Here is a 15439-nt window from a genome sequence, read left to right as displayed (position 1 = left end):
CAGCATAAAAAATAGTGAGGGCTTCCTCGGTAAAATTGAAATCGCCTTCACTATTTTTAAAAGTTAAAAGTATATTAAATGTAGGTGACTTGGAATCAATAATGAAATAAGTGTAGTACAAGTAAATAAAAATGGGTATTTCAGTTTAGATAATAAAAAGGAGAGCCACTGATAAAGGGGCTCTCTTTTTGACTAATAATGTCAAAATCGCGAAAAGCCATCTCGAAAAACAATTGGGTAAAAGAAGTTTCCTATATAAAAAGGTATTTTGTAGTTTTATAGCGAATTATTATTATGGGTATTTTTCTATGGAGGGTTCAAAATGAAAAAGGTTTTAGTATTAGGTGGGACAAGATTTTTCGGAAAACGACTCGTTCATAAATTAGTAGAAAAAGGTTATGATGTTACGATCGCGACAAGGGGACTTACAGAAGATAACTTCGGAGATCGAGTTAGTCGTTTGATAATTGACCGTTGGAATCCAGAAACCATGACCAAGTTAAGTAATCATAATTGGGACATAGTCTATGATAATATTTGTTACACGCCGAATGAAGCGAAAGAAATTATTAAACTATTAACTAATCACGTTAGAAAATATATTTTCACTTCATCTTTAGCGGTGTATGATACTGGATTAAACCATGTAGAAAGTGACTTTGATCCTTTCAATTATCCTATTGAGTATAACAAAGATGATAAATATTCATATGCTGAAGGGAAACGCCTTAGTGAAGCTGTTTTATTTCAAGATGCAGACTTTCCAGTGTTTGCAGCTAGATTCCCAATTGTATTAGGGCCAGATGATTATACTAAGCGATTGCTCTTCCATGTTAATAAAATTGATAATAATGAAGAAATGATTATTTCTGATGTAAACAAAGAGATGACATTTATCGATTCTGATGAAACCGCTGAGTTTTTACTGTGGCTAGGCGAAAATGAATCGATTAAAAGTGGTCCTTTTAATGCTTGCTCTAATGGAGTAATTACGTTTAAAGAAATCATAGATATTTGTGAAAAGGAAACTGGTAAAAAGGCTATTATTAACTCACATGGTGCAGTCGAAAATCAATCGCCATTTGATACATTTAGCGATCAATCACTGAGTAATGAGAAAGCTAAAAAAGAAGGGTTTCAATTTTTAGAAGTACATGATTGGATGAAAAAATTAATTCATCATTATTGTTCATTATAAAAAGTTCATAAAAAGTTCATAAAATGTTCAAAAAATAAAATTCCGAATTTCTGGAATTTCCAGGTTTTCGGAATTTTATTGAAGTGAAATTCCGAAATTTCGGAAAAATTTTGATAATAAATAATTGAAAATTATAAATTAACTTAATATTATTAGAATTATAAAATAAATATTCTGTGTAAACACACGGTCCTAAAAAAGTCAATTCAATCAGGATCTATTCCGTTAATAACTTGGCACACTATTTGCTTGTATAAAAGCAGAAGAACATTCTGTTGAAAGGAGCGAAATACAGTAAATAGTGGAATTTAGACTAGTACTTAATTTGAATGAAAGCGTTGTCAAAAAGTGCCAATACGTAAAGATAACAAGGAGGTTATTATGGAAATCTTAATTATTTTATTAGCATTAGGACTTTTAATGTTTGTTGCTTATCGTGGGTTTTCTGTTATTTTATTTGCACCAATTTGTGCTTTATTTGCAGTACTTTTAACTGAACCAAGTTATATTCTTCCATTCTTTAGTAATATTTTTATGGAAAAAATGGTTGGTTTCATTAAGCTATATTTTCCTGTATTTTTACTTGGGGCAATTTTTGGTAAAGTCGTTGAAATGTCTGGAATTGCTGAATCGATCGCAAAAACGATTATTCAATTAGTTGGAGCAAAAAGAGCTATTTTAGCGATTGTATTAATGGGAGCCATTTTAACATACAGTGGAGTGAGCTTGTTCGTTGTTGTATTTGCTATTTATCCATTTGCTGCGAACCTATTCCGTGAAGGTAATATTCCAAAACGATTAATTCCAGGAACAATCGCACTTGGTGCGTTTACATTTACGATGGATGCATTGCCAGGTACACCGCAAATTCAAAATGTTATTCCAACTACATTTTTTAAAACAGATATTTATGCAGCACCATTTTTAGGTATTTTAGCTGCTGTTTTTGTACTTGCAGTTGGTCTTTGGTATTTAGAATCAAGACGTAAAAAAGCAGAAAAAGCGGGAGAAGGTTATTTAGGATTTAATGGGGAATTAGCTGCTGCTAATGAAACTCAAACAGAAGTTCCTTCACTAACTACCAATACTCCTACACCGGTTTTAAAACAGATTTTAGCATTTGTTCCACTATTATTAGTTGGATTTTCAAATAAATTTTTTGTAGTTTCATTCCCAAAATGGTATCCAAATGGATTTGACTTTAAATCAATCGGATTAGAAGCTTTTGGGGTTGTTCAAATTCCTGCAGTTGTTGGTATTTGGTCGGTTGAATGTGCATTAGTTATTGGGATTCTTTCAGCAATGATTTATGGCTATAAGAATATGCGTACTAATCTAAAGACAGGTATTAATGCAAGCATTGGTGGAGCACTACTTGCGTCTATGAATACTGGTGCTGAGTATGGTTTTGGTGGCGTTATCTCTGCTTTACCTGGATTTGGAATGGTAAGTAAAGGAATCTCCCATACATTTACGGATCCATTAGTAAATGGAGCTGTGACGACTACAACTCTAGCAGGTATTACAGGTTCTGCATCAGGTGGTATGGGTATTGCGCTCAGCGCAATGTCTGATAAATATATCGAGGCGATTAATAAATATAATATTCCGCCGGAAGTAATGCATCGTGTAATTTCGATGGCATCGGGTGGTATGGATACTTTGCCTCATAATGGTGCAGTTATCACATTATTAGCTGTAACTGGTTTAACACATCGCCAGTCATATAAAGATATTTTTGCAATAACAATCATTAAAACAGTTGCAGTATTCTTAATCATTGCAGTATTTAAACTTACAGGACTTGTTTAAGAATGTTAAACTACTAATCTTACTTTTGAAGGGAGCAAAATAATGGGCAAGAATAAGGTAATTACTTCAGTTGAAGAGGTTGTTTCACAAATTCATGATGGAGCTACGATTATTGTCGGTGGCTTTGGTCTTTGCGGTATTCCTGAAAAAATGATTTTAGCATTACGAGATAAAGGGACAAAGGATTTAACAATCGTAAGTAATAACTGTGGAGTAGACGATTGGGGTCTTGGTCTTTTATTAGCAAACAAACAAATTAAAAAAATGGTTTCTTCATATGTTGGAGAAAATAAAATTTTTGAAAAGCAGTTCTTAAGTGGAGAACTTGAAGTAGAGTTAGTTCCTCAAGGGACTTTAGCTGAACGTATTCGTGCAGGCGGTGCTGGAATCCCAGGATTCTATACAGCAACAGGTGTAGGTACACCAATCGCAGAAGGAAAAGAACATAAAGTATTTAATGGAAGAACTTATTTATTAGAAGAAGGTATCGTAGGAGACTTTGCATTTGTTAAAGCGTGGAAAGCTGATAAGCAAGGGAATCTAATTTTTAGAAAAACTGCTCGTAACTTTAACCCACTTGCAGCTATGGCTGGAAAAATCACTATTGCAGAAGTTGAAGAAGTAGTAGAAGTCGGAGAACTTGATGCTGATGCAATTCATACGCCAAGCATTTATGTACAACACGTATTCCACGGTGAAACATACGAAAAACGAATTGAACGTAGAATGACTACAGGAGTATAGGAGGCTAATAACATGAAAGATATTCGTCAATTAATTATTCAAACTGCGGTTAAAGAAATTCAAGATGGTATGTATGTAAACCTTGGAATTGGTCTACCTACTTTATTAGCAAACTATCTTCCAGAAGGCATTGAAGTAATGCTGCAATCTGAAAATGGTTTACTAGGGATTGGACCATACCCGACAGAAACTGAACTAGATGCTGACTTAATCAACGCAGGTAAAGAAACAGTAACTGCGGCTAAAGGAGCTTCTTATTTTGATAGTGCTGAATCTTTTGCAATGATTAGAGGAGGCCATATCGATTTAGCTATTTTAGGTGGCATGGAAGTCTCTGAAACTGGTGATCTTGCTAACTGGATGATTCCAGGGAAAATGGTAAAAGGTATGGGCGGTGCGATGGACTTAGTAAATGGTGCTAAGAAAATCGTCGTAGTGATGGAACATGCAAATAAATACGGTGAAAGTAAAGTTAAAAAAGCATGTACTTTACCTTTAACTGGAAAAAGCGTAGTTCATAGACTAATTACTGAATTAGCAGTTTTTGATTTTACAGAAAATGGAATGGTTTTAGTAGAATGCGTTGGTGGAGCAACGATTCAAGAAATTACTGAAAAAACAGAGGCTACATTTACAATTAGTCCGAAGTTATTAAATAACGTGAACTAATCTTTAAAAGGAGGCAAACAAATGCAGCAAATGCTTTCTGAGAAGGTGGCACTGATAACTGGTGCAGGTAGTGGAATTGGTTTTGAAATTGCTAAAACCTTTGCAGAGCAAGGAGCAACAGTTGTCTTAACCGACTTAAATGAGGAAAATGTTCAAAAGTCAGCTTCTTCATTACAAGAGCTAGGGTTTAATGCTATAGGTTATGCATGTGATGTAACAAATGAAGAACAAGTAGTTGAAACGCTTCGTAAAGTAACCGATCATTTTGGGGAATTACATATTTTAATAAACAATGCTGGATTACAATACGTTTCATCAATTGAAGATTTTCCTACTGAAAAATTTGAATTACTTGTTAAGGTCATGTTAACTGCACCTTTTATCAGTATTAAACATGTTTTTCCTATTATGAAAAAGCAAAAGTATGGCCGGATTATTAATATGGCTTCGATTAATGGGTTAATAGGCTTCGCTGGCAAAGCAGCTTATAATTCTGCGAAGCATGGCGTAATTGGTTTAACAAAAGTTGCTGCATTAGAAGGTGCATGCGATGGGATTACAGTCAATGCAATCTGTCCTGGCTATGTTGATACACCTTTAGTTCAAAACCAGTTAGCTGACTTAGCAAAATCAAGAAATGTACCAATTGAAAATGTAATTGAAGAAGTAATTTATCCATTAGTACCTCAAAAAAGATTACTAACAGTAAAAGAAATTGCAAATTATACAGTCTTTCTTGCTAGTGAATATACTGGCGGGGTTACAGGTCAAGCGAATGTAATAGATGCAGGATATACAGTACAGTAGGGCAGGATAAGAGTGAAAGGGTGCCTTGAGCAGGGGGAAGTTCCTGCTCTTTTCCTTTCTAGCTCCCTACTACTTTGAGTGAGGTATGGTATGAACAGTATGATAGAAAGACTTCCTTTTGAATGGATTCAGGAGATTATTAATCTTGCAACTGAGTGGATTGTTGTAGTAAATCGTGATGGTAAAATTTTGTATATGAATGAATCATATTGTGAATTTGTTGGGCGTTCTGCTGATGAAGTAATTGGCATGGCTGTAGAAGATGTTATTGAAAATTCAAGAATGCATATAGTCGCTAAAACTGGTCAGGCAGAGGTAGCAGAGATCCACCCTATAAAAAATACGGAAATGGTAGCAAATCGGTATCCGTTGTATGTAGGTGATGAATTAGTAGGTGCTGTCGGAACTGTAATGTTTCGAAATGCTCAAGAATGGATTGAATATTCTAAAAAAGTAGAGCCTTTAGTAGAAGAATTAAACTATTATAAAAGAAAATTTGAGAAAGAATTAAGTAGTAAATATAGCTTTAATCAAATAATTGGTGATACTCCAGTTTTTAACGCTTCAAAAAATTTGGCAGAGCAAGTATCTGCAAGTTCTTCTGCAATCTTACTTTTTGGGGAATCCGGTACAGGTAAGGAATTGTTTGCACATGCAATTCACGATGCTAGTCCAAGAAGAAACTTTCCGTTTGTACGAGTAAATTGTGCTTCGATTCCAGAGCATTTACTAGAATCAGAGCTTTTTGGTTATGAAGAAGGTGCTTTTACAGGTGCAAAAAGAGGCGGGAAAAAAGGGAAATTTGAGATTGCGAACCGGGGAACAATTTTCTTAGACGAGATTGGTGATATGTCTTTGCATATGCAAAGTAAATTACTGCGAGTACTTCAAGAAAGAGAGATTGAAAGAATCGGTGGAAGTTCTCCTATTTCCATTGATGTAAGAGTCATAGCCGCTACGCATCGAAACCTTGAAAAGATGGTAGTATTAAAAGAATTCCGCCAGGATTTGTATTACCGCTTAAATGTAATTAAAATAGAAATTCCTCCACTTAGAACAAGGATAAATGATTTACCTCTCATAGCAAATTCATTAATAAAAAAACTCGAAAGGAAATTTCATAGAAACGGAATTCAAATTTCAAATGAAGTTTTTCAAATTCTTAAGTCTCATCATTGGCCAGGAAATATTCGAGAACTAGAAAATGTACTTGAGAGATGCATAAATGTCCTAAATGGTAAAGTGATTACAACTAAGCAATTACCTCTTTATTTATATGAAAATCCAACCAATCAAAAAAATTCATTTGAATTCGAAAAAAATGCTTCTCAATTAAATAATCAAGATTCTTTAAAATCATTAAAAGAAATGATTGAGGAGACTGAAAAAGAAGCAATTAGGAGAGCTCTAATTGAATCTCAAGGTAATAAGATTGAAGCTGCAAAAATATTAGAAATAAGCAAGTCAACATTTTATGAAAAATGTAAAGCTTATAACATAAAAAGTTAACAGATTTCATGTGGTTCGGTAATAAGGAAGAAATAAAAAGGGGGAAATAAAATGAGTGAGAACGTTGTAATTGTAAGTGCTGTCAGAACTGCGATCGGAAATTTTAGTGGTACATTGAAAGATGTAAGTGCAGTAGAATTAGGTGCTACAGTTATTAAAGAAGCGATTAATAGAGCAGGTATTCAAGTAAGTCAGGTTGATGAAGTAATAATGGGAAATGTACTACAAGCTGGTTTAGGTCAAAATCCAGCTAGACAATCAGCATTAAAGGCAGGACTTCCAAATTCTGTCTCTGCCATGACAATAAATAAGGTATGTGGTTCTGGATTAAAATCAGTCCATTTGGCGACTCAAGCAATTATAGCAGGAGATGCTGAAATTATAGTTGCTGGCGGTATGGAAAATATGAGTCAAGCTCCGTATTTACTTAAAGGTGCAAGAGATGGATATAGAATGGGCAATCAAAAGATTGTTGATAGTATGATTGCAGACGGACTATGGTGTGCGTTTAATGACTATCACATGGGAAACACAGCTGAAAACTTAGCGGTTCGTTATGAAATTTCTAGAGAAAAACAAGATGAATTTTCAGTAAATAGCCAACAAAAAGCTGAGAATGCAATGAAGGCCGGTAAATTTGAAGATGAAATTGTTGCGATTGAAATTCCACTGCGAAAGAAGGATCCAATCATCTTTAAAGAGGATGAGTATCCAAAATTTGGTGCTACAGTAGAGAAGATATCATCATTAAGACCAGCATTCGAAAAAAATGGAACGGTTACGGCAGCAAATGCTTCTGGTATAAATGATGGCGCAGCAGCAGTTGTTGTAATGAGTGAAAGTAAAGCAAGAGAACTGGGTATTACACCATTAGTAAAAATTAATGCAAATAGTAGTGCAGGCGTTGATCCAAGTATAATGGGAATTGGAGCAGCCTTTGCAGCTAAAAAAGCAATTGAAAAATCATCGATTGAATTAAGTGAAATTGGCTTGATTGAAGCAAACGAAGCATTTGCTGTGCAATCGCTTTCTGTAATGAAGGAATGCGGCTTTGATGAAAATATTGTCAATGTGAATGGAGGTTCAATTGCGCTCGGACATCCAATTGGTGCGAGTGGTACTAGAATACTAGTTACATTGATTCATGAAATGAAGAGAAGAGAGACACAATACGGTCTTGCAACACTATGTATTGGTGGCGGAGAAGGTGTTGCGACAATTATTGAAAATTGTTTTGAATAATTAATTAGAAAAAAGCGGTAGGACTCTAATTATCCTACCGTTTCATTGTGTAGACAAAATTCAAAAAATTTATTATCGGACTGATTGAAAGCGAGCGTTTGGCGGGCTGTCTGATGATTAGATGATTCTTACCGAAATAACACCTTCAATATCTTTTAACAACTGTTCAACTGGTCCATTGATCGTTTCATCAAGATCAATCATTGTATAAGCAAAAGCACCTTTACTTCGGTTAAGCATATCAGCAATATTTACATGATATTTTGCTAGTAAACCTGTAATTTGACCGACCATATTCGGAATGTTTTTATGTGCAATCGTAATTCGTTTTTTCCCTATATAAGGTAATTCTACATTTGGAAAATTAACAGAATTCTTTATATTGCCTGTTTCCAAATAATTTTTTAATTGTTTTGCAGCCATACGAGCACAGTTTTCTTCTGATTCAGATGTTGATGCTCCTAAATGTGGAATTGGAATAACGTTTTTCATTCCAATTACTTTTTCGTTCGGGAAATCTGTCACATAAACTCCCACAGTCCCGTTATTCAGTGCATATTCTAACGCAGCATCATCTACTAATTCAGAGCGTGAAAAATTAAGTAATCTTGATCCTTTTTTCATTCCTGATAAAAGCTTTTCATTCACAAATCCTTTAGTTTCAGGTGTTAAAGGCACATGGATTGTTATATAGTCGCACGTCGAAAAAATCTGCTCCAAATTATCGATTCGTTGCACATTTCTAGATAATCGCCATGCAGTTTCAACTGAAATATAAGGATCATAACCATATACTTCCATATCTAACGCAAGAGCATCATTTGCTACAAGTGCACCAATTGCGCCTAAACCAATAATACCTAATTTCTTTCCTGCGATCTCTGCCCCTGCAAATTCTTTTTTTCCAGCTTCTACAATTTTGGAAACATTTTTTTCACCAAATAACGAACGAGTCCACTCAATTCCTTCAACAATTCGGCGTGAAGAAAGGAATAAACTTGTCAGAACTAGCTCTTTAACTGCATTTGCATTCGCACCTGGAGTATTAAATACAACAATTCCTCTTGAAGTACATTCATCAATTGGAATATTATTTACACCAGCGCCAGCCCTTGCGATTGCTTTAACGCTACTTGGTATGTTCATTTCATGCATACTATGGCTTCTTAAAAGAATTCCATCCGGTTCATTTAATTGATTGTTAACGCAAAAGTTTTCCAAAGGAAACTCTTTAATTCCGTGCTCAGAAATATTATTCAATGTTTGGATTTTTATCATCTTACAATCTCCTCTAATATTTTCTTTTCAAATTGACTCATAAACTGAACTAATTTCTCAACACCTTCTAATGGCATTGCATTATAAATACTAGCTCGCATTCCCCCAACTGATCGATGACCCTCAAGATTCACCAAGCCAGCTGATTTTGCCTGTGCAAGAAACTGCTTATTTAATTCATCAGAAGTTGATGTAAATGGAATATTCATAAGTGATCGGTTCTCTTTCTTAACTGGTGAAGAGAACAAGTCAGATTGATCGATAAAATCATATAATAATTGAGCTTTTAAAAGATTAGTTTGATAAACACTATTTAAACCACCTGAATCTTTAATCCATTCTAAAACTAGCATCGCTACATAAATGCTGAATGTAGGAGGTGTATTATAAAGTGAAGAAGCTTCTACATGAGTTTTGTAGTCGAGCATTGTTGCGCATTGTTTATCAACACTTCCAATGAGATCATCTCTAATAATGACAATTGTTAATCCTGCTGGACCAATGTTTTTTTGAGCGCCAGCATAAATTAAACCGAATTTTGAGACATCAATTGGTTCAGAAAGAATATTTGAAGAAAAGTCTGCAACTAAAGGAGAATTTGTTTTAGGGTAAGTCGAGTATTTTGTCCCTTCAATTGTGTTATTCGTTGTAATATGTAAATAATCGTATGGTTCAAAAAAGGCTAAATCTTCTAAATTAGGAATATATGAAAAATTCTCATCCTCAGAAGAAGCAATAACATCAACTTCTCCAAATTTTTTTGCCTCAGAGATTGCTTTTTTTGACCAAGTTCCTGTATTAATATAAGCAGATTTTTTATACTTACTTAATAAGTTGAGTGGAATCATTGAAAACTGAGTTGATGCTCCACCTTGTAAAAATAACACTTTATAATTTGATGGAATTTCTAAAAGTTCACGTAATAAGCTTTCACATTTCTTAATAATTCCTTCAAATTCAGCCGAACGATGACTCATTTCCATAACTGACATACCAGAAGTACCGTAAGAAACAAGTTCTTTTTGTACTTTTTCCAATACTGGAACAGGCAACACAGATGGACCAGCGGAGAAATTAAAGACGCGTTCCATAATAATCATCCTCACTTGATATTTTTTTAATATTCTTACTTTAAACCACCGATATACGTTGGTCAATAAAAGATGAAATAAAATAATAAAAATTTCACAAAAAAATTTATTTTCTAATTATTAAAAGAGAATGTATTGATTGAAGTATATTAATAATTGCTGATGGAGGGGGGATGAAAATATGTATAGTTTCAAAAGAGAATGGAAAATTTAATGGTTATATTGTATTTAAGGGAGTTTAAATGTTTTCTAAATGGTTTAACAGTCCAGTTTATTTTCGTTATGCTTTTTATATTTCTTTTGCGGTTAGTGTATTATTTAATCTAATTTGTTCTGAAAAAAGTGATAGTCTTTACTTTTTGTACATGCTTAATACAGTAATATTTGGTCTTGGTTTTTATAATCGTCCTAATTGGTTTATCATTTTCGTTTCTACAATAATAGTGCTTTCTAGATACTATTTAGTTCCCCAGGCAGGGCATATCATTAGCTACATAATTACATATTACTTAATCGCGTACATATCAGTCGGTTTAATGAAACAATATCAGAAAGTTAAAACTGGATCGATTGAGTTAATATTAGCTCTTTCAAAGGCGTTAGATTCCAGAGATAATTACACAGCACATCACTCGGAATGTGTTGCCAATATTGCTTATAAAATTGCAAGGAAAATGAAATTATCTAAAAGTCTTTGTGATGTCATCCATCAAGGAGGACTATTACATGACATTGGTAAAATTGGTATTCCAGAACATATTTTACTGAAGGATGAGAAATTAACTGATGATGAATACAATACGATTAAAAAACATCCTGTGATTGGATATGACATAATTAAGCATATTGCAATTTTTAATGAAAATGGCATCTTGGATATAGTTTTATACCATCATGAACGATACGATGGAAAAGGCTATCCAGAAGGTCTAAAGGGTGATCAGATTCCTTTAACCGCTAGAATTGTAGCAATAGCAGATAGCTATGATGCGATGATATCAAACCGATTATATCGTAAGGGGATGTCTTTAGAAGACTGCTTAAATGAAATAAAAAGAAATAAAGGAATTCAATTTGATCCTAAGATTACGGAGGTTTTCCTTAGCCTATTTGATTCAGAGATTGAAATAATTCAAAAAAAATAGAGGGTGTACCAACAGTATAACTTTAATGGGGACCCTTAGTTTAGCAATTAAGTTTAGAAAAACGATTTAAAGAAAGACGCACGGATGAAGTCTGAGACGCAAATAAGTCTTATAGAATCGCAAATAAGGAGATCAAATGTGCAAATGAATGATGAAAAGTTACAAATTAACCGGGGACTGCAATTAAAATCTGATAATCACAATTAAAATTAGCAAAAGTGCAATTAAATCTAATAGAATCGCAATTAAAATAAGATATTACCCATACCAGTTAAGGTATTATGACTTAGAAATCTGCCCATTAGAAGATACTTTCAAATGGAATTAGCAAAATTGCCCCTTATTCTTACTAAATCGAATTAAAAATTGATAAAAATTTGCTAAATATCAATAAAAAACATTGATCTTAAAATCTACATATGAAAAAATATCCCCTAAACCAACAAAAAGAGAGTAACCTTATTTAAATAAGCTACTCTTTTTGTTATACCAAATTGGTACTATTTGATTAAAATTTTTATGTTCATCTAATATCGTTCGAACCCTTTTCTAAATAGCGAGCATCCTGGAGAGGATCAATGCACCACTTCTTTAAAAACAACAAAGATTACTCAAAATCCTACAGTTATATGTATTTCAATACTTTATTCATGACTTTATTTAGTAAAACTGTAACGTTTGACTGTATAGTTTCTAAATTATATAATAGTACTATTAATTAAAATGGGGAGGGTTGTCACTTGGGATCGAGTATCGTATTGGTGAGTTAGCTGAAATAGCTCAAGTTTCAAAAAGAACAATTGATTATTATACAAAATTGGGGTTACTAGAAGCAAAACGATCAGAATCAAACTATCGATATTATTCCACAGAGGCAATTGAGACTCTCAGATTTATTGAACATTGTAAAAAAATGAGAATATCCTTAGAAGAGATAAAAGATTTACTGCAAACTAACTATAATAAAAAAAATTGTTTTTTTGAACAAATTCAACAAATATCAAATCAAATTATTGAGCTTGAAGCTAAATTAGCTCAATTAGTACCAGTAATATCAGATATGAATGATTGTGAAAAAAATGCTTTAGTAGATTCATTGTCACATCATACATTTCCGTTATTTGAAACATTGAAGCATTTTGTAAAATAATGACTAAATTAATTTTAAAACTTAACAATTTATTAAAGCTATAAAATATGTATGTTTTACTAAATTATGGTAATCTATTAAGTAAGTAAAATAATAATTTTATATTTTTGTAGATTGAAATTCTCAGGAGGTGAATACTCGAGTAATATACTCGAGTTCGTCATTGGACATAGTTAACTTGTTTATGATTGCAGTTTTAATCGCACTTACAGCTTTTTTCGTAGCAGCAGAATTTGCGATAGTGAAAGTTAGATCAAGTAGAATTGATCAACTAGTAGCCGAAAAAAAGCGCGGTGCAGTAGCTGCTAAAAAGGTTACGACGAGTTTGGATGAATATTTATCAGCTTGTCAATTAGGTATTACGGTTACAGCTTTAGGATTAGGTTATTTAGGAGAGCCAACGTTTGAGCATCTTATACACCCAGTCGTAGAATTTCTTGGATTAAACGGAACTATTGCTACAACTATTTCGTTTATTCTAGCTTTTTCATTTATGACATTTATTCACGTTGTAATTGGTGAGCTAGCACCTAAAACGGTTGCCATTCAAAAAGCTGAATCGATCACACTAATACTTTCTACTCCACTTATTGTTTTCTATAAAATAGCTTATCCATTTATTTGGGCATTAAATAGTTCTGCAAGATTTTTTACAGGATTATTTGGAGTTAAGCCAGCTTCTGAATCAGAAGAAGTTCATACTGAAGAGGAATTGCGAATTATTTTATCAGAAAGCTTTGAAAGCGGAGAAATTAATCAGGCTGAATATAAATATTTAAATAATATTTTTGAGTTCGATAACCGACTTGCAAAAGAAATTATGGTCCCTCGTACTGAAATTATCGGTTTATATGCAGAAGACCCAATTGAAGAACAAATTGAAATAATTAAAAATGAAAAATATACACGTTATCCAGTTTTTGGTGAAGATAAAGATGATATTATAGGTATGGTAAATGTTAAAGATTTTTTTATCCGATATCTTGATGGAAAAGTTGAAAAATCATACGATTTCGCTAACTATACTCGCCCAGTTATTCAAGTTATTGAAACAATCGCAATCCATGATTTATTATTGTTAATGCAAAAGAAACGTATTCCATTAGCAATACTGTATGATGAGTATGGTGGAACTGCGGGATTATTAACAATGGAAGATATTCTTGAAGAGATTGTTGGGGAAATACGCGACGAATATGATGATGATGAAAAACCAGCTGTTCAACATATTTCAGAATCCCATAAGATTGTTGACGGAAAAGTATTAATTACAGAAATTAATGACTTATTCGGACTATATGTCGAGGAAGATGATGTTGACACAATTGGTGGGTGGATTTTAACTCAAAATCACGACATTCAACAAGGTGAATCTGTCATATTTGAGGACTTTGAATTCAAAGTTGTTGAATTAGATTCACACCAAGTTAAACTGGTTGAAATAAAAAAAAATGAGTTTATTGAAGCAGTAAAATCATAAATAAAAGATGAAAAAGAAGGATAAAGGCATTTCTTTATACCTTCTTTTTTGTTTCTTAAACAAATTAATCCAAAGACTTTTGAGTATAATACTTTGTACAATAATTCACAAAAAGTTAACAACTTACAACTCCTATTCAATTCCTTTTGTTATAAAATAAGGTTGTAAGGTTGATTTGAGCAGAAGTTCTATATCTTCTACTAGTTATATTATATAACCATTTCAATCAGCTTATTTTTAATCGTTTCGTACAATACCTCATTTTTCCCCCCTCTACTTATCTAAAGTAAGAGGCTTTTTTTTTGCATAATTTTTCCTTCATTGAATACATATAAATTAAATATTTGTAAAGGATTGTCGATAGTTAATAATTAAAAAATTTGTTATAAGGGTGTGAAGTGCTTGTCAGATGCTCCCTCGGGAAATAGAAAAATTTTTTTTAACTTTATTAACCGACTTTTTTTTAGAAAATCAAAGGATCAATATAATGTAGATTCAAAAGAGAAACATCTCTTAATTCAGAATGATATATTTGAAGTTGACGATGAAGATCAATCCAAATTGTACGAAGATGAATTATTTTTAAGAACAATCACTTTTAAAGAAAAAAAAGTAAATGACATTTTGACACCTCGAACAAATGTCGTGGCAATCGATATTAATGAATCTGTGGATTTTATATGTAAATTATTTTTACAAGAACGCTACTCAAGAATTCCAGTTTATGAGCAGGATATAGATCATATAATCGGTGTAATTTCTGAAAGAGAATTTTTAACTCAACTAATACAAAACCAAACTGTTAATATTCATGAATTGATCAGAGAGCCGATTTTTGTAATAGAAACAATGAAAATTTCTACAGTACTAAAAATTCTTCAAAAACAAAATGCACATTTAGCTATTGTAATGGATGAATTTGGAGGAACTTCCGGAATCGTTACGCTTGAAGACATTATAGAAGAACTCGTTGGAGAAATTAGAGATGAATTTGACGAATTAGAGGATGATTTTTTCCAAATAAATGAGAGTGAATACCAATTCCAAGCCTCAATTGACTTATCGAGTTTTTTTAATCGGTTTAACATAAAAAAGCCTAATAGTAGATATTTAACATTAGGTGGATGGTTATTTGAAAGTTTTAAACATATTCCCAAAAATGGAGAATTTCTTCAATATAAAAATTTAACCTTCATCATTAAAGAAGTTCAAAATAGAAGAATACAAAGTGTTATTGTAAAAATAAATCACCAAAATTTGCAAAGTAAACTCGGTTCTTAGGAGCCGGGTTTTCTTATTTTTGTGTCCTTAATT

Annotated in this window: 13 protein-coding genes; 11 read left to right on the top strand and 2 right to left on the bottom strand. The window is 32.8% G+C overall.

All coding sequences use genetic code 11. The annotated features are described in order from the left end of the window. The first annotated feature begins 322 nt into the window (after positions 1 to 322). From B6K90_RS07705 to B6K90_RS07675, 7 genes are all read left to right on the top strand, one after another. Entirely contained in the window at positions 323 to 1198 is an 876-nt protein-coding gene (locus B6K90_RS07705) for an NAD-dependent epimerase/dehydratase family protein (protein ID WP_088012154.1), read from the top strand. Positions 1199 to 1579: 381 nt separating this feature from the next. Beyond that, entirely contained in the window at positions 1580 to 3010 is a 1431-nt protein-coding gene (locus B6K90_RS07700; RefSeq protein WP_088012153.1) for a GntP family permease, read from the top strand. Between the two features lie 42 nt (positions 3011 to 3052). Next, positions 3053 to 3754, top strand: a complete 702-nt coding sequence (locus B6K90_RS07695) for a CoA transferase subunit A (RefSeq protein ID WP_025568519.1) — start codon at positions 3053 to 3055, stop codon at positions 3752 to 3754. A 12-nt stretch (positions 3755 to 3766) separates the two neighbouring features. After that, positions 3767 to 4423, top strand: a complete 657-nt coding sequence (locus B6K90_RS07690) for a 3-oxoacid CoA-transferase subunit B (RefSeq protein ID WP_088012152.1) — start codon at positions 3767 to 3769, stop codon at positions 4421 to 4423. A 30-nt stretch (positions 4424 to 4453) separates the two neighbouring features. Next, entirely contained in the window at positions 4454 to 5230 is a 777-nt protein-coding gene (locus tag B6K90_RS07685; RefSeq protein WP_088012329.1) for a 3-hydroxybutyrate dehydrogenase, read from the top strand. Positions 5231 to 5320: 90 nt separating this feature from the next. Then, positions 5321 to 6739 (top strand): sigma-54 interaction domain-containing protein, encoded by a 1419-nt coding sequence (locus B6K90_RS07680; protein WP_088012151.1) that lies wholly within the window; start codon positions 5321 to 5323, stop codon positions 6737 to 6739. A 51-nt stretch (positions 6740 to 6790) separates the two neighbouring features. Then, positions 6791 to 7981 (top strand): acetyl-CoA C-acetyltransferase, encoded by a 1191-nt coding sequence (locus B6K90_RS07675; RefSeq protein ID WP_088012150.1) that lies wholly within the window; start codon positions 6791 to 6793, stop codon positions 7979 to 7981. Positions 7982 to 8098: 117 nt separating this feature from the next. Here B6K90_RS07675 and B6K90_RS07670 read toward each other — a convergent pair whose 3' ends face one another. Together B6K90_RS07670 and serC are read right to left on the bottom strand one after the other, a co-directional pair. Further along, positions 8099 to 9259 carry a phosphoglycerate dehydrogenase gene (locus B6K90_RS07670; protein WP_088012149.1) on the bottom strand — a complete coding sequence of 387 codons (1161 nt, stop codon included), beginning with the start codon at positions 9257 to 9259 and terminating at the stop codon, positions 8099 to 8101. After that, positions 9256 to 10350: a 3-phosphoserine/phosphohydroxythreonine transaminase gene (gene serC / locus B6K90_RS07665; protein WP_088012148.1), complete on the bottom strand. Its 1095-nt coding sequence runs from the start codon at positions 10348 to 10350 to the stop codon at positions 9256 to 9258. The genes B6K90_RS07670 and serC overlap by 4 nt, the downstream gene beginning before the upstream one ends. A gap of 242 nt (positions 10351 to 10592) precedes the next feature. Between serC and B6K90_RS07660 the strand changes: the two genes are divergently transcribed. From B6K90_RS07660 to B6K90_RS07645, 4 genes are all read left to right on the top strand, one after another. After that, complete coding sequence (locus tag B6K90_RS07660; protein ID WP_088012147.1) at positions 10593 to 11495, top strand: HD-GYP domain-containing protein; 903 nt, start codon at positions 10593 to 10595, stop codon at positions 11493 to 11495. 733 nt (positions 11496 to 12228) lie between these two features. After that, complete coding sequence (locus B6K90_RS07655; RefSeq protein WP_235821746.1) at positions 12229 to 12645, top strand: MerR family transcriptional regulator; 417 nt, start codon at positions 12229 to 12231, stop codon at positions 12643 to 12645. Between the two features lie 163 nt (positions 12646 to 12808). After that, positions 12809 to 14125 carry a hemolysin family protein gene (locus B6K90_RS07650; RefSeq protein WP_088012146.1) on the top strand — a complete coding sequence of 439 codons (1317 nt, stop codon included), beginning with the start codon at positions 12809 to 12811 and terminating at the stop codon, positions 14123 to 14125. A 402-nt stretch (positions 14126 to 14527) separates the two neighbouring features. Next, complete coding sequence (locus tag B6K90_RS07645) at positions 14528 to 15406, top strand: hemolysin family protein (protein ID WP_139840698.1); 879 nt, start codon at positions 14528 to 14530, stop codon at positions 15404 to 15406. Positions 15407 to 15439 lie beyond the last annotated feature (33 nt).

This window comes from Gottfriedia acidiceleris (assembly GCF_002128425.1).
GTDB lineage: Bacteria > Bacillota > Bacilli > Bacillales > Bacillaceae_G > Gottfriedia > Gottfriedia acidiceleris.
The sequence above is the reverse complement of the archived record's forward strand: the minus strand, read 5'-3'. Positions and strand labels throughout refer to the sequence as shown.